General features: G+C 42.0%; 11 protein-coding genes. 5 read left to right on the top strand and 6 right to left on the bottom strand.

The window, feature by feature from the left end:
* Positions 1-93: 93 nt before the first annotated feature.
* The 4 genes from BACINT_RS06605 to BACINT_RS06620 all read right to left on the bottom strand — a co-directional run bounded on the left by BACINT_RS06605 (position 94) and on the right by BACINT_RS06620 (position 3,680).
* Entirely contained in the window at positions 94-1,089 is a 996-nt protein-coding gene (locus BACINT_RS06605; protein ID WP_007660818.1) for an IS110 family RNA-guided transposase, read from the bottom strand.
* A gap of 396 nt (positions 1,090-1,485) precedes the next feature.
* Positions 1,486-2,700 carry a sodium ion-translocating decarboxylase subunit beta gene (locus tag BACINT_RS06610; RefSeq protein ID WP_007661601.1) on the bottom strand — a complete coding sequence of 405 codons (1,215 nt, stop codon included), beginning with the start codon at positions 2,698-2,700 and terminating at the stop codon, positions 1,486-1,488.
* Positions 2,701-2,708: 8 nt separating this feature from the next.
* Positions 2,709-3,140 (bottom strand): hypothetical protein, encoded by a 432-nt coding sequence (locus BACINT_RS06615; RefSeq protein ID WP_007661603.1) that lies wholly within the window; start codon positions 3,138-3,140, stop codon positions 2,709-2,711.
* Positions 3,141-3,242: 102 nt separating this feature from the next.
* Entirely contained in the window at positions 3,243-3,680 is a 438-nt protein-coding gene (locus BACINT_RS06620; protein WP_232288748.1) for a hypothetical protein, read from the bottom strand.
* 159 nt (positions 3,681-3,839) lie between these two features.
* Here BACINT_RS06620 and BACINT_RS06625 point away from each other — a divergent pair, with 159 nt between their 5' ends.
* Together BACINT_RS06625 and BACINT_RS06630 are read left to right on the top strand one after the other, a co-directional pair.
* Positions 3,840-4,337, top strand: coding sequence for a hypothetical protein (locus BACINT_RS06625; protein WP_007661606.1), 498 nt, complete (start codon positions 3,840-3,842; stop codon positions 4,335-4,337).
* A gap of 24 nt (positions 4,338-4,361) precedes the next feature.
* Positions 4,362-6,020 carry a flotillin family protein gene (locus BACINT_RS06630; protein ID WP_007661608.1) on the top strand — a complete coding sequence of 553 codons (1,659 nt, stop codon included), beginning with the start codon at positions 4,362-4,364 and terminating at the stop codon, positions 6,018-6,020.
* Positions 6,021-6,107: 87 nt separating this feature from the next.
* On the opposite strand, the gene BACINT_RS06635 is transcribed toward BACINT_RS06630, so the two are convergent.
* Positions 6,108-6,914: a LytTR family DNA-binding domain-containing protein gene (locus BACINT_RS06635; protein WP_007661610.1), complete on the bottom strand. Its 807-nt coding sequence runs from the start codon at positions 6,912-6,914 to the stop codon at positions 6,108-6,110.
* A gap of 4 nt (positions 6,915-6,918) precedes the next feature.
* Positions 6,919-7,707: a LiaF transmembrane domain-containing protein gene (locus tag BACINT_RS06640; RefSeq protein WP_007661611.1), complete on the bottom strand. Its 789-nt coding sequence runs from the start codon at positions 7,705-7,707 to the stop codon at positions 6,919-6,921.
* A 259-nt stretch (positions 7,708-7,966) separates the two neighbouring features.
* Between BACINT_RS06640 and BACINT_RS06645 the strand changes: the two genes are divergently transcribed.
* The 3 genes from BACINT_RS06645 to BACINT_RS06655 all read left to right on the top strand — a co-directional run bounded on the left by BACINT_RS06645 (position 7,967) and on the right by BACINT_RS06655 (position 17,339).
* Positions 7,967-11,968 carry a hybrid sensor histidine kinase/response regulator transcription factor gene (locus BACINT_RS06645; protein WP_044154809.1) on the top strand — a complete coding sequence of 1,334 codons (4,002 nt, stop codon included), beginning with the start codon at positions 7,967-7,969 and terminating at the stop codon, positions 11,966-11,968.
* Between the two features lie 22 nt (positions 11,969-11,990).
* Positions 11,991-14,870 (top strand): glycoside hydrolase family 2 TIM barrel-domain containing protein, encoded by a 2,880-nt coding sequence (locus BACINT_RS06650; protein ID WP_007661617.1) that lies wholly within the window; start codon positions 11,991-11,993, stop codon positions 14,868-14,870.
* A gap of 210 nt (positions 14,871-15,080) precedes the next feature.
* Positions 15,081-17,339, top strand: a complete 2,259-nt coding sequence (locus BACINT_RS06655; protein ID WP_007661619.1) for a sialate O-acetylesterase — start codon at positions 15,081-15,083, stop codon at positions 17,337-17,339.
* The last annotated feature ends 8 nt before the right edge of the window (positions 17,340-17,347 follow it).

Below are 17,347 nucleotides of genomic sequence, written 5' to 3' on the forward strand. Positions count from 1 at the left end.
CTTGGGTAAGTTTGTATATAGACATAACTACTCTTCGGAAGTGTATAGCTACTTCCTAAACCTAAGATATTTTCGAAGTTAAGGACCTTTTTATTATACGGCTAATGTTACAAATGGAGTCTGCCTTCGTATCACAGCAAAAGACCTTGCTATGATTTTGGCTCTTACAGCATTGATTACAGCTGCTTTATGTTTCCCCTCTGCTATTTTCCTTTTATAGTATGCTTTCATCTGCGGATCCCAAGAGATGGCAGTAATAGCTGCCCGGGTAAGGTATACTTTTACTTCTTTGTTAGCCAATGAAGAAGTCTGCGTTTTTCCCCGTATGGAAATACCTGAAGTATGTTCAAATGGGGCGACCCCACAATAGCAGGCAAATTTCCTCGGGTTGTCAAATCTTTGAAAATTGTCAGTAACACACAGTAATACAATGGCATTGATAATTCCTATTCCTTTTATACTTCTTAATAGCAAGTAGTTTGTGTAAAGCGATGTACTGGCGGCTATTAGTTGCTCCATATCCTCTTCCACCTCCAGGATTCTTTCTTTTATCGACTTGAGCTGCTCTTCCAAAAAAGAAATAGATTCTGTCACATCAGCCAACTTAGCCATCCGGGAGAATGTTTCCAATAACTTTATGCTTGATACTTTTTGCTTGACTAAATTGTCACGTATAATAATCCATCCCCGCAGTCTCACCAAGTCTTTGTCAGGCAATTTGTATAACTCCAGTTTTCGATAGTGTAATACCGCATAGTTCGCTATTCTTTTGGCGTCAATGCGGTCATTTTTGCCTCGTTGCAAGCCTATGGACTTCTTGATGGTCAACGGGCAAACCAAAGCCAGGGAAAATCCCATGGAGACACTGGAAACAGATAACTCTGTGACATAACTTCCCATGTTTTCAGCACAGAACAAGAGTTTGGATAAAGAGAGATGATAACCAGCTATCCAATCCAATAAAGATTGGATCCCAGTTGGAGCGTTATCAAAAGACTTGTGAGACAACTCTTTTTCGTCTGCGGACATTAATGATGCATCGAAAGTTTTTTTTCCTACATCAAGACCTACAAAATGAGAATAATTCATAACTTTGTATTTACAGTATTAAACATGAAGGAGAAACAGCTAATACATTTATTAGGTCGTGAGCCTACAATTCTAACTGGCTAGGTTCTCCTATTAAGAGAGTTGCAGTCTGATTCAGCCTATAGTCATTTAAGACTAGTGTCAAAGTTAGTTCACTGCAACTCTACTTTTCAAATATACACTTATATTTTGTTGTGATATTTAATACTGCAAATGTAAATGTGTCAAAAGTAAGAATCACTATCATTTCGCTCTGTCATCCTGAACGTAGTGAAGGATCTGCTCCCCTGAATGCACAGAGAAGAGATCCTTCGACAAGCTCAGGATGACAAAATGATACGCTTGTCAGAGTTTCGACACAACCTCAAATCAGTGTACCTTTACTTTATAATTATCTTAAAGATATGGAATGATCGTGATATAAATACCCGTAATAATAGCCGAAGTGATGACCCCGGAGATATTTGCCCCCAAGGCATCCCCCAGAATAAACGAGTCAGGATTATCCTTACTAACCAGCTTTTGAGCTACCTTTGCTGTAGTCGGCACACAACTGACAGCTGCAATGCCGATCACCGGATTATAATTTCCTTTCTTAATGAAGTACATGATGTATCCTCCCATAATGCCACCGATACCCGAAAGCAACAGTGCCACTATACCCAATACCAGCAATTTCAGAATTTTCGGATCGAGCAGCAAGTGCGCATCGCAAAGCACGCCCAGCAATACGCCCAACATAAATGTAGAGCCATAAAGCAGCGGGCCGCTGACGAAATCATAAATATGCTTCATGCCTGATTCACGTACGGCAACTCCCAGGAAGAGAGAGAAGAACAACGGCGAAGCCACCGGGAACAAGAAGCACAACACTGCACACAGCACAGCCGAGAATGCCAGTTTCACCTTGGCATCGTAGTTTTTAGGTGCTTTCTTCGAAGTCATCTTGATGGCACGCAGGCGTTTTGGAACCAGTAACTTCACCAGATACGGGTAGCCGCCATACGTTAGTCCCAGATACAGATAAGCCACTGCTGTGATAGGTACAAATAAATGTTTGGCCAGAGCCAGTGATGTGAACAGAACCATAGGACCATCTGCACCTCCTACCATAGCTACAGAAGCACTTTCTTGCAATGTCAGTCCAAGGGCAGAAGCTACGGGTATAGTCAGGAAAGTCCCCAGTTCCGCACACAGCGCCAGGAAAAGGCTGACAAAAGGCTTCTGCAACAGAAAGCCCACATCCAGCAGCGTGCCTATCCCCATAAACACAAAGCAAGCTATCAATCCGTTGCTGAACGTCAGTGTATAGACAGGTTGCAAAAAGTCTATCTGCATCGTATTCATCAGGTCGTCCGTATCCGAAAGCATCGGATCGAGAAAGAGGTTGCCTAATGTGCCGTCCGGCATGAAAAGTGTTCCACAATTGATGGCAATCATACCCAGCCCCATCGGAATCATTACCATAGGCTCAAGCACTCCTTTCCAGCCCAGATATATGAGTAACAAACCTAAAAGGATTAAAAACACACGGGCTGATGCAAGTAGGTAGCCACTTTCCATCATTGTTCCAAAACCTTGGAATAGGGTCGCGAAATCTATATTTTCCATACTATTTCTTATTTGGTCTTACCGGTAGATTTTCCGGACTGTTTCTTATGATATAACATCTCTTCTTGTTGTTTCAGATACATCATGTGCGTATCTTCGGGATAGTAGTAATCCATCAGGTTAGCGTTGGAAACTCCGGCGCTTACTCCATGATAATATCCGCGATAATCGGAAAGCTCACGGTTGACTCCGCGGCTGAATTCTTCGCGTTTATCGTTATAGAGTTCATTTTCTTCTATAGGGATATCCCGTATCATGAGTTCCACCTTCTGGCGCAACTTGCGCAGGCGTCGCAGGCGAAGCAGTTCTTTCTGGTGTGAACTGTAAAAGTCGAATGAGTTGGCAGCAACGGCAATCATTTTGATAATGAAAGCCACGAAGAAGCCGATCACGAATGTAAGCCCCATCATTTCAAGGGTAGCTATTAATAAATCGAGCATAGTAATTACATTAAATTTAGATGTGAATAAACAATAGGTTGACCAAAGACATGCCAATGGCATACCTCCGGTAAAGGGGGGAGTAACAAGTAGAGTGGTGGTTTAAATCAGAATATGCTTCAACTCGTAGACGTAATATCCGTAAGAATAACGGATAGCGCTGGGAGTGAAAGAGAGGCTGGCATTTTGTTCCACCGATAAATGAGTGGAGAATATACGTTGCATCTGTCCTACAGACGGATGGATCTTAAGTTTCAGTAATTTCGATGGAGCGTTAGCTTGATTATAAGAGTTCTCCTGAAAGAGGATGCCGTTGATTTTACGTTCATTGTTTTCATCATTAAAGAACGGGCGGTGAGCAATGGTTGAGTAACAATCTGCTGACATTGAAATGAAACATCCTGTTTGTGTAGGGGTGACGGAAGTATCTGTCGAGGCTTCGGTAATCATCCGAAGTGCCGGCTGTTCCTCTTGCAGAATGACAGACATTCCTAATGAGAGGCACATAAACAGAAATATATAGTGTAGATGTTTCATCATAGCGTCCGTAAACATAACAAATATCTTTGTGTAATGTTGCTTTCCTCCTCAAGAAAATTTTGTTAAATAGAGAACGGTTTCTTTGTGTATGTTCTGCAAATGTGTATATTTGGAATAATATATCTAAATATATTGTAAACCACAATAATTCAAATTCCTATGAGCAGTAATATATTTCTGATTATCGCCGTGGTCACAACTGGTATTTTTGTGATACAGTTCATTCTTTCCATTTTTTTCGGAGACATTGATGCGGATACAGATGTGGATGCCGACATCAGCAGTGTGGTGTCTTTTAAGGGATTGACGCACTTCGGTATCGGTTTTGGATGGTACATGTATCTGATTGGAAATACTGACATTCAGAGTTATGCCATTGCCATTTTGATTGGTCTGTTTTTCGTTTTCGCTGTGTGGTTTCTTTATAAAAAAGCCTATCAGTTACAGCAGGTAAATAAGACAGAAAAGACGGAACAGCTTGTAGGGCGTGAATGTACCATCTACTTTAAACAGGGAGGCAGCCGGTTTACCGTACAAGTAAGTCGCGACGGAGCCATGCGAGAGGTTGATGTGGTATCTGAAATGGACATAATGTATCAGACCGGTGATAAAACCATCATCACGGGCTACGAGGACGGAACATTGTATATTCGGTAAAACAAAACTCAAAAACATAGATTTATGACACAAGAAATGATGATTATGGCCGCCATACTCGTGGCGGTTATCTTACTTACCTTCATTGGTATACTTTCCCGCTACCGGAAATGTAAAAGTGACGAAGTACTGGTAGTATATGGTAAAACGGGCGGTGATAAGAAGTCTGCCAAGTTGTATCATGGTGGTGCTGCATTTGTGTGGCCGATAATCCAGGGATATGAATTCCTGTCCATGAAACCGATGCAGATAGACTGTAAACTGACTGGTGCACTGTCTGCCCAGAATATCCGTGTGGATGTACCGACCACGATAACAGTTGCCATCAGTACTGATGCGGAAGTAATGCAAAATGCTGCTGAACGTATGTTGGGGTTGACAATAGATGATAAACAGAACCTAATAACGGATGTTGTGTACGGTCAGATGCGTTTGGTCATTGCCGATATGACGATTGAAGAGCTGAACTCCGATCGCGATAAATTCCTTTCTAAAGTAAAGGATAACATCGATACGGAACTTCGTAAATTTGGTTTGTATCTGATGAACATCAACATCAGCGATATCCGTGATGCTGCCAATTATATTGTCAACCTAGGTAAGGAAGCTGAAAGTAAGGCGTTGAATGAGGCTCAGGCAAACATTGAGGAACAGGAGAAACTGGGTGCCATCAAGATTGCCAATCAAATAAAGGAACGTGAGACGAAAGTTGCCGAAACACGTAAAGACCAAGATATTGCCATTGCCGAGACTAAAAAATTGCAGGAAATCTCTGTGGCTAATGCTGATAAGGATCGAATCTCGCAGGTAGCTATTGCCAACGCTGAAAAAGAGTCGCAGGTGGCAAAGGCTGAAGCTGAAAAAAATATCAGGATTGAGCAGGCTAATACGGAAAAGGAAAGCCGTATTGCCGAACTGAATTCTGACATGGAGATTAAGCAGGCGGAAGCAGGAAAGAAAGCTGCTATCGGGCGAAATGAGGCTCAGAAAGCTGTGGCACAATCTGATGCCGAACTGGCTGTAACGCGTGCCAATGCCGACAAACAGGCCGGTGAAGCTGAAGCACGTTCGGAAGCTGCCGTACAGGCTGCCCGCGAAATAGCTCAAAAAGAAGTAGAAGAGGCTAAAGCCCGTAAAGTGGAATCTTCTTTGAAGGCTGAAAAGATTGTACCTGCTGAAGTTGCAAAGCAAGAAGCCATTCTTCAGGCTGATGCTGTTGCCGAAAAGATTACCCGTGAGGCTGAAGCTCGTGCAAAAGCAACTCTGGCACAGGCTGAGGCTGAAGCAAGAGCCATCCAGATGAAGTTGGAAGCTGAGGCTGAAGGTAAGAAGAAATCATTGCTTGCTGAAGCTGAAGGTTTCGAGGCTATGGTACGTGCGGCAGAATCTAATCCGGCTATCGCTATCCAATATAAGATGGTAGATCAATGGAAAGAAATTGCCGGAGAACAGGTGAAAGCATTCGAACACATGAATTTAGGAAACATTACTGTATTCGATGGTGGAAACGGAGGTACAAGCAACTTCCTGAATACATTGGTGAAGACGGTGGCTCCGAGCCTCGGTGTACTGGACAAACTACCTATTGGCGAGACCGTAAAGGGAATCATCCATCCGGAAGGAAAGGAAGATAAACAGGAAACCCAAAAGGATGAACCAAAGAAAGACGATAAGAAGAAATAATCAGATAACCTTGTCTGCTAAAAAAAAAGCGAAGAATTCACAATGGGGCGGATTCTTCGCTTTTGTTTTATAGAATAGTTTAGGTCTTTATATTCCCAGTTGTTCTTTCAATAGCCGGTAGCCCGTCAGGCTAACCCGTAATTTAGTTCCGTTTTTCAATAACACTTGGTAGGTTTCTTTTCCGAATAGTTCTACCCGCGATATCTGTGTCACGTTTACAATGGTGGAACGATGGATACGCACAAAGTTGTCACTTGGCAGATGTCCTTCAAAATACTTCATGGTTTGCTCTTTGATGTACTCTCCTGTGGGGGTGATCAAAGTCGCATAATCTCCACACGCCTGGATATATAGCAGTTCATCTACTTTGATGATATGTATTCGTGCCCCGTCTTTTACAGTAATGCGATCAATGGTTTCCTCTTGCTCTTCCGTTTTTTCTGCTTTTACGGATTGCGGTACAATGAATTCATCTTCTTGTGCTTCCGGGGCTTTCACTACTATCAGGTGATACCACAATATAATGGCTATCCATGTCGGTATGCCGAACAGAAGTCTGAAAGGTATGGTAGAGGCAAAAGAGATATAAGGTATTCCTGCAATTCTTACCATAATGTCGCAGACCATGAAGCTGCCCGCAATCCAGAGCAATATTCCTGATACAACCGTAATGACATTTGTCTGGAGAATGGATACTTGGCCTACTACAAACCAAGCCAGGTATGCCAGTGCCGCAAGCCATCCGATTGTTGTGATTCCGTCGATGATGGCAGGTAGCCAGTCAGCTCCGGTATATCCCCACAACAGGGTTGCCTGGATGATTGCCAGAACCAATGCAAGCACAAGCATCGGAAACCAACGATAAGGATAATCTATAATTGGATGTGCTCTCATAGGATTAGTCTTTAATCTCTAATCCACCGAAGGAAATATTTCCACGGATTATTAGTGTACTTTCTTTATTAATATTTGCTCCTTGCCAACGCTTATCCTCGCATCCGCCGGCAAAAGCATTACATTGAGGTACAACATTCCAGTCTGAAGGAATGTACAACTCTATTCCACTACAAGTACAGTCGATATCAATATAGGTTTCTCCCGGTGCAAGATGCGTGTGGCGTAGATCAATGACGGTTCCTCCGAATGAAGCCCGGATACTGGCTCCTTTGAACAATTCATCCAATACGACATGACGTACAGAACCAAAAGCATTGTCGGAACGCAGATAACCGTTTTCCGATTCGCATTGTTGCTCATTGTTTTCCATATTCATGTGCATATGTCCACCTCTTCTTTTAGCCCAGTCCTGGTAACGGCCGTTCATATGGCTTTTCATCCAGCGTTCTCTACGGCGGGATTTTACAAAGAACAAAATACCCGCCACAATCAGTGCAACAGGCCAGACAATGGTTTGTGAGTTCTCCGGTAACCACGATAATCCTCCAACTAAAAAATAAACACCTATCAGGGTGAGGATAGAACCGCTCAGATAATGGCGGCGCGTTATCGTGTAGATACCTAATACAATAAGAAGACTATGCCAGGATACCACTATGCTAAATAAGTCATACGTAATCCAACCTACGTTACGGGCAAACAGTAATATTCCGGAGATGATGAAGAGTGAAGCTATCAGTGCTTTGCCCGATAAACCTGCATGAGACGGGAAGTTTTGTTTCTTTTCCATTATTTCTATTGTTATTGATTCATGGCTCAAAGGTAAGCGAATTATTCATCCCTGTATAGCCCTTCCGGGTGATTTCCGGTAGAAAAGCCGATGAGTTCCGGGTATGAATCGGTGAATTCGGAGGGCTTCCGTACGATATCAACATAGATTTGTTCTATTTTTATATAGGTCATTCATAGATTCCGCTATTTTTGTTTTGCAAAACAGGAACCTTATAACAAAATTGTACGATATGAAAAAGACTCTCTTATCAATAGTAATGTTGCGGATATTGTTGCTCCTTTTATTTCTGGCTCCCGGATTGTTGTTCGCACAGGATATCCATTTTCAAACATTCGGAGTAGAAAATGGCATCTCGCAACCAACAGTTACATCTATTTATCAGGATGAATTCGGAATAATCTGGATAGGTACTAAAGATGGTTTGAATCGTTATAACGGTACTGATTTTTATATATTCCGTCCGGTTGAGAATGATAAACATAGTCTTTATAATAATAATATAGGTACGATTTGTGGTGATAAGGACGGGCATATTTATATTCGTTGCAAGTATGCCGTAGTTGAATATGATATTAAGAAGAATATTTTTCATACAATTCGCGATAATAACATTCAAGCCATTAGTTACGGTAACTCTCGGTTGTGGGCTTGTACTAGGGACTCTTTATTCACCTATAACCGTGCGGAAGATAAGTTGGAATATTATTATCACCTAGAGGATGTACGCTTATCTTGTGTGACCGAAGACCATGAAGGAAACCTATATGTAGGAACCATGAATAATGGCTTGTACATGCTGGACAGTAATAAGAAATGGCTTAATTATCTCCCAACAAAGGATATAACCTGTATTTATGAAGACTCCAAAAAGAATATTTGGGTAGGTACCAAAGATGACGGGCTTTTCCGACTGGACAGGAACGGTGGAAAAACAAACTATGTGCATGCACCTTATAAGAATGGACTTTCCAGCAATTACGTCCGTTGTGTGGTCGAAGATAACTTGGGTAACTATTGGGTGGGAACTTTTAAAGGTTTGGATAAATTGGATGTCACCACCAATACTTTCACCAATTACAGTGAAGATAATAAACCTTATAGCTTGAGTAATTCTTCCATCATCTGTATGATGAAGGATCAGCAAGGAACTTTCTGGATTGGCACTTATTACGGTGGGGTTAATCTGTTTAATCCGGACTATGAGATTTATACCTATTATTATTCCGATGAATCTCAGCAAGGAAAGCTGACCTCTCCTTTTGCCGGACGAATGAAAGAAGACTCTAAAGGAAATATCTGGATTGCAACGGAAGGTGGTGGAGTGAACTATCTCGATCGAAAAACAAGAAGCTTCGCAGAGTTTAAGCATGATATAAATAAGAATTCCCTTGCATCCAATACGGTACAATCTCTGCATTTGGATGAGGAAAACCAGACTCTGTGGGTAGGTACATTACGAGGAGGATTGGATAAATTGGACTTGAAAACGCATCAGTTTACCAATTACAGGCATATTCCGGGGAAAGAGAATTCGTTGATCAATGATGTAGTACGCAAAGTTATTCCGTATAAAGGAAATCTTTTGCTGGCAACCCATAACGGAATAGGTTTGTTTGATCCTCAAACAGGAGAGTGCACAAAGCTACTGAAAGATAGTAGACTCAATAACAGACAGATCATTGATATGCTTCTTGACAGGAACAATAATTTATGGTTCTCTTATTCATTGGGACTGGTTAAATATAATCTTGAAACCCGGAAACGAGATGAGTATTTCGTTCCTAATAGTTCAAACCGGGTTATAGGCAGTAATTTGATAAATGTACTTTTTGAAGATAAGAAAGGTAATATCTGGGCAGGTTCTTCGGGAGATGGTATATTCCTATATGAGCCGGATAACAATTCATTCAAACCGTTTAACTCACACAATTCGGACCTGATCAATGATTATATCCTTGATATAAAAGAGTCTTTGTCCGGCTATCTCCTGATAGCCAGTAATCAGGGCTTTTCACGTTTTGATATGGAGAACCAGCGCTTTTATAACTATAATAAACAGAATGGTTTTCCGATGACGGCATTGAACCCTTACGGATTGTTTGTGGCCAGCGATAATGAGATATTCCTTTCCGGTCCCAAGATGATGATATCTTTCTTTGAAAAAGAATTGAATTCTTATGTAAAGCCCTATCAGCTTAACTTTACCTCATTGGAAGTGAATAACCAGGTTATATTGCCGAATGATGATTCCAATATTCTCTCTGAGTCTATTTTGTATCAGCCACAAATTACGCTGAATCATAACCATTCCATCATCACTATAAATTTCTCGTTGTCCAATTATGTATCGGTACTGAGAAACCGGATTTACTATAAATTGGAGGGATTTGATAAAGACTGGATGAGTGCAGGTTATCGTAAAGGCATTACTTACACCAACCTGAATCCGGGTAGGTATAAGCTAAAGATAAAGAGCTCTGAGGAATATTCCGGTAAAGAAAGTATTTTTAAGGAAATCGATATTGTGGTGAAGCCACCTTTTTACAAATCTGTCTGGGCATATTGTATTTATGTTATTATTGTGATTGTATCTGTCTATATAGTGGTTAGTTTCTATTCTTCCAAATTAAAGTTGCGGGCTTCACTTGAATACGAGAAGAAAGAGAAGAAACAGATAGAAGAACTGAACCAGTCCAAACTTCGCTTTTTTACCAATATTTCACATGAATTTCGTACTCCGCTCACATTGATTGTGAGTCAGTTGGAGATGTTGATGGAAAGGAATGATATTCAGCCGTTAGTGTACAATAAACTGGTAAATATTCATCGGAATACCTTACGTATGAAGCGCCTGATAACCGAGCTTCTTGATTTCAGGAAACAAGAACAGGGTTTCGAAAAGTTCAAATACAGCAAGCAGGATATTTATGCGTTCCTGGATGAAATCTATCTGTCTTTCAAAGAGTATGCACGGGGTAAACAGATTAATCTTGAATTTCTTAATAAGGATAGGAATCTGGAAGTCTGGTTTGATGTAGTACAGCTTGAAAAGGTGATTTATAACTTGCTGTCCAATGCTTTCAAATATACATCTCTGGGTGGTACAGTCTCCTTATCAGTACAGGAATATGAAAATAGTGTGGTTATTCTTATTTCAGATACGGGTATCGGTATTGCCGAAAAGAGTCTGGATAAGATATTCGATCGTTTTTATCAGGTCGACAGCACGGACAACCAGAAAGGTACGGGCATAGGATTGGCACTTGCTAAAAGTATAATTGAAGCCCATAAAGGCAAAATCAGTGTGCGGAGCATGGAGGGAAAGGGAACCACTTTTGTGGTTGAATTGCCTTTGGGAGATAGTCACATTGCCGATTCACAAAAAGTGGCAACTCCCGATATCGATTCATCATGCATTTCAGAGTTGACCATGTATGGTGACAAGGCACTGACTGATGTGATGGATGATGAGAATCCTGCTAATGAATTGGAAGATACAAAGAGTAAAATCCTGATTGTTGAAGACAATGAAGAACTCAGAGGTTTACTGGTTCGTCTGTTCTCCAAAGTATATTCCGTTTGCGAAGCGCAGGATGGTGAAGAAGGACTGGATAAAACAAAAGAAATACAGCCCGATATTGTACTGAGCGATATCATGATGCCCAAGATGTCCGGTATAGAAATGTGCAGGAAGATAAAGAGTAATTTTGAAACATCCCATATCCCAGTGATATTACTGACGGCCCAGACAGCCGAAGAATATACAATGCAAGGGTTAAAAATGGGTGCAGATGACTATGTGACTAAACCTTTTAATGTGAAACATTTGTTTATGCGTTGTAACAATCTGGTAAACAGCAGAAAGCTGTTACAGAAAAAATATGCAAAACAAATGGATAACAATGTGGATATACTGGCAACGAATAGCGCAGACCATCAGTTCATGGAACAATGTGTAGCGTGTATTGAACAAAATCTGGATAATCCGGATTTTGACGTGAATATGTTTGCTCAGGCCATGAATACCGGCCGTACCAAACTCTTCCTGAAGATTAAGGGTATCACAGGGCAGACACCCAATGACTTCATTCTGAATATCAGATTGAAGAAGGCGCAGATGCTACTGAAACAGATGGATACGAAGACTGTTTCGGAGATAGCATATGAAGTTGGCTTCAACTCCCCAAGCTATTTCATAAAACGTTTCAGGGAGTTGTTCGGGGTGACTCCCGCCCAATATCAGAAAGGAGAAGAATAAGTTTACTATTATAATTGATACTATGAAAACAAGATTATTGTGTGCTTTATGTGCATTCTTTCCGTTGTCTCTGTTGGCGGCAAAGGTTCATAAGATAACTCCTATCACTACCGATAAGGATATCAGGATTGAAGTAATGTTGTCTGCTGAGGCGAACGAAAGTTTGTCCCTTGATGCTGTAATTACGCATGCCCGGAATAAGGCGATATTGTGCAGCCATTCCGGAGAATTTTATTTTAAGAATAAAGTGGATACAACGGTGGTCTGGAAAATAGACCAATTGACTCCTGAACTATGGAGTCCTGTTAATCCTGCACTTTATGACTTGGAAGTAAAGGCAGGTACTGAAACTTTGCATAAGCGGATTGGGTTCAGAAAGTTTGAAATGCGGGATGGTGTATTTTATTTGAATGATAAACCTATCTATCTGCGGGGTAATGCCATTAATCCGCCTGAGCGGGGAATACCCGAACAGCTGGAAAGAAGCAAAGACTTTGCACGTGATTATGTTCGCTTTATGAAGAGCCTGAACATAAATATCATCCGTATTCCCGATGATCAGAATTGGATGGATGTGTGCGATGAAGAAGGTATGATGATATTTGCCGGTCGGTATGGTCGCCCCAAACATGCAACCAAGACTGCACCACCGACAGACTTTGACCTGTCACTCAGAACCTATAAGGAGATTGATCTGGGACCGTTCACTCCTCATCCTTCCGTAGTCATCTATATTTTATCCAATGAAATGCCTTATGAAGGTAAAACGGGCGATCTGTATCGGGAGTTCCTGACAAAGATGTGTCGTGAACTCAAGAAATGGGATGATACCAGATTGTATATAGGCAATACCGGTTATGGACTGGGACATTCGGGCGATATCTATGATGTACATAGGTATTGGGGATGGTATTATAATACTTTCCTTACTTATCTCAATATGCGTGATAAGGCGATGTGGCAAAATCCGGGAAGAGTACAACCGATTACTTTTACCGAATGTGTAGGAAACTATACAGGAATAGACGGGCGTTTCAACCTCTGTTCCAGAACCAAACAACCGGGTTCGCAGAAGTGTTGGACAGGACATCTGCCCGATGATGAACAAGCTGGAGCAGCTATGACCTATCAGGCTTTTGTACTGAAGAATGCAACGGAATTGTTCCGTCGGTTGAGAAGTCAAAATAGTTGCTTGGCAGGTACCATGCCCTTTACAATTATATTTCATAACTGGGATGGGGTAAAGTCCTTTGCTGAGATGAAACCGAAACCTGTAGCCTGGCAATATCAGATCAGCTATCAGCCTGTATTACTGAGTTGGGAGAATTGGCAGTCGCAGATTTATGCAGGGAGTAAGCTTGCGGTGGTAGCCCATGTTGTCAATGACGATGATTATGGCAATGATTTGGATGAAGTTCATTTGCAGTGGTGGATTGAAAAGGAAGGTGAGAAAGTATTGGCGGGAGAGATCGATCTTCCATCTGTTCCTTATTATGGCACTTGTAAGAGGCCTTTGTCGATAGATATTCCTCAGAATCTGCCTTCGGGAGACTATACGCTGAAAGGTGAGATTTGGTCGAAAGGCAGTAAGGTGTCCTATAATGAGAGTGAACTGTTCATAGCCGGAAAAGACTGGCGGGGTACAGAGGTGATGAAGAAAACCATTTATGTGTACGATTCTTCGGCAGGAGAGCAAACCTTGAACTGTTTGCAAAAACTCGGTTACCCTGTAAAAGCGGTTCGTATGGTTAAGGAATTACCCCGGAACTCTACCTTAATTCTGGCTAAGAATTCATGGGATGATTCACTGGATAATCAGTCAGGGCAGTTGAAAGAATATGTAAGTAAGGGTGGACGCATTATTTGCCTGCAACAAGATGCTACAACATTCAATCAATCGTGGTTGCCAACTTCCGTGGAGTTTCTGAAAGACAGCAATAATGATCCGGTTTATCTTTCACCGTCTCTGGCCTATGCGGATGGTATGAATATCAATCTCGAACGTCCGTATCATCCGGTTTTTAGCGGATTAACCCCTAAGCAGTTCCGCCTTTGGTCCGACTATACCTCCTATAATGAATCGAAGAAAGGCTTTCCTGCCATTTATCCGGTGGACAAAGGATATGATCTTCGTGAATCCGGGATGGAGAATGTAGCCGTCCTTGCCAACTATAGCCGTGCTTTGGCTGCGACAGCCTTGTCGGAGATGTTTATGGGTGAAGGCTCCATACTGTTGTCTGGTTTCGATTTGATTAATCATTGCGGAGTAGACCCCGTAGCTGATAAACTTCTTTTTAATATGCTTCGTTATATGTCTGTCGACAAGCAGCATGAACCGTATGTGGAAGTAACTGACTCAATTATCTGGGGAGACTATGCTTCCGAACGGGGAATCGTGAACGCACCTTGTAATGGCCTGATGGTAAACACTGTTCCTATCATTCCAAAAGGACAGGAGCATGACCCCAGATATGAAGTGAAGATTGATGAATATGGTTACCAGTACGCCGGTGCTTATGGTGGGTGGAATTCAAAACCGGGTGTGCAATATGTACCTTATGGAAGAAGACCTATGGCTCCATTCACTTTTTCAAAAGGAGGAAGCCCGTTGATCAGTAAATCATCTACCAGCGGTGAAGGATATTTCTACATGACATTGTCCGGGAAGAAGAAAACCATGATTACCATATTGGAGAATCCTGTGGACGAGCCTCTTTACATCAGCATCACCGTCAATGACAAAACAACAGGGAACTATGTGCTTCAACCCAAGCAACAGTTAAGTGTCGAAACAGATATCTCGCATATAAAGAATACAATGAAAGTTTCCCTGAAAGGAGACCGTCGGGTGATATTACTGAAAACAATATTAAGTACAGAGCGTCCGGATCATGCAGAATAAGGTTTCTGATAGTTGCCAATAAGGAGGCAAGACCTTGCCACCGTATTGGCAACATATTGCCACTCTGTTGGCAAAACTTTGCCAATCCGATGGCAAAATACCAGTATTAAACACGACTGTACAAAGTTGCTTCATAAAAGAACGATTGTTATATGTCTTCACTCGGTAAACGGACATCTTTGCAGAGTCATTTTTAAACCGAATTGAACTATGAAACGCATTTTATTTTCTTTATTTTTATTTCTGGCCAGCATCGTTGTTTTTGCTGACGGTGGGTTTACGGTTGCCGATGTTTTTACGGATCATATGGTATTGCAGCGTAATGCAAACGTGAAGATCTGGGGAGAGGCGGCAGACGGTTCGCAGGTTGAAGTGTTGTTTGAAGGACACAGTCGGAAAAGTAAGGCTGTTGATGGAAAATGGATGGTCACACTAAGGACCGGAGAAGCCGGAGGACCTTATAAATTAGAAGTTATAAATGGTAATAATAAGGTTAGTTTTAGAGATGTTTTCGTAGGTGACGTATGGCTGGCGGGTGGTCAGTCAAATATGGAGTTTGCTTTGCGCAGGGTGAAGGATGCGAAGGCGGAAATCGATTTGGCTGATTATCCTCAGATACGTTATTATAAAGTACCGAGAAAATATTATCCGGAACACGAAGTACCTGAAACATCCTGGAAGACTTGTACTCCTGAGACAGCACCAGAGTTTGCAGCTGTTGCTTACTACTTTGCGAAGAATCTGCATAAAGATTTGAATATTCCTATCGGTATCATTCAGCTACCCGTAGGAGGAACGACGGTTGAGGCGTGGACGAGCCGGAAGTTGCTGTTGTCCGATAAAGACTTCCGCCCTATCATAGAGCGTTATGATAGTATTGCTGATGCTTATCAGTCTGGAGAGTACGAGAAGATATATGACCGTTATATTAAGTCTTTGGCAGAGTATAACAAATTATCAGCAGAAAAGAAACAATACATTGGTAAACCTACGGAGCCTATGGGAAAATGGAACTTTCGTCGTCCGGTTGGTTTATCCGAAACGATGTTGAACGTTGTCAGTCCATATACTCTGAAAGGATTTATTTTCTATCAGGGAGAGTCGAATACAGCACGTGGGGCACAATATCGTAAACTGTTCCCCGCTATGATAAAGGAGTGGAGGGCATCGTGGGGACAGGGAGATATTCCTTTCCTGTTTGTACAGTTACCTCGATTTGAAACAAAGACCCGTTACTGGAATGAGTTGCGTGAGGCGCAATACCTCACCTCACTGCATGTGAAGAATACAGGTATGGCCGTTGCTTTTGACCAGGGAAATCCCAAAGATATTCATCCGATTGTGAAAGACACAGTTGGCTGGCGCCTTGCACAGATGGCTTTGGGTAAAGTTTATGGTAAGAAGATCGTTTATCAGGGACCTGAATTTAGAAAGAAAACGAAAACCAGAGACGGCAGTTTACTTCTGGAATTTGCGAATGCGGGTACGGGGATTATTGTCAAAGACGGTTCTTCCTCGCTTTCCGGATTTATGGTTGCCGGTAAAGACGGTCAGTTTTATCCGGCTGAAGCAGTGATTGTCGATAACAATCGGGTACGTGTAAAGAGCAATCAGGTAAATGATCCTGTAGATGTCCGTTATCTCTGGGTGAATAGTGGATACATAAATTTCTTTAATAAAGAAGGCTTTCCCGCCCTTCCCTTCCGCACGGATAAATACAGGTTGGAAACGGAAGGCGTATGTGTCAATCCTGAACCGATGATACCCCAGCTTGATCTGTTCCTTTTCATTGGCCAGTCCAACATGGCAGGACGGGGATATATTACTGATAACTATAAAGGCAGTATAAAGGATGTATACTTGCTGACTCCGAACGGTGATATGGAACCTGCAAGGAATCCTTTAAATAAGTACTCTACTATCCGCAAGCAAATAGATCTGCAAGGAGTAGGCCCGGCCTATTCTTTTGCAAAGGCCATTGCAGACAAAACGAAGCATAAACTTGGGTTAGTGGTTAATGCACGCGGGGGGAGTTCTATAAATTCGTGGTTGAAAGGAGCTAAGGATGATTATTATGGAGAAGCTTTGTCACGTATACGCCAGGCCATGAAGTACGGAACGTTGAAAGCGATTATCTGGCATCAGGGTGAAGCCGATAGTCGGAATCCGGAAGCGTATATGGCGAAGTTACAAAAGCTGGTTGCCGATTTGCGGGAAGATCTGGGAGATACAAAGCTCCCCGTCATTGTAGGAGAGATTGCCGAATGGCGGGTGAATGGGACTTCGGATGCATTTAATAAGATGTTGCGTACGGTTCCCCGGCATATTCCCTATTCCTATTGTGTGTCATCCCGGGAATTGGTGCCCCTGATCAATGAAAATGACCCTCATTTTAGTGCTGACAGTCAGATAATCCTTGGTAGGAGATATGCTGAAGCGGCTTATAAAGCCTGTTACTTTAAAGAATAGAAATACCC

It is taken from the genome of Bacteroides intestinalis DSM 17393 (genome assembly GCF_000172175.1).
Lineage (GTDB): Bacteria > Bacteroidota > Bacteroidia > Bacteroidales > Bacteroidaceae > Bacteroides > Bacteroides intestinalis.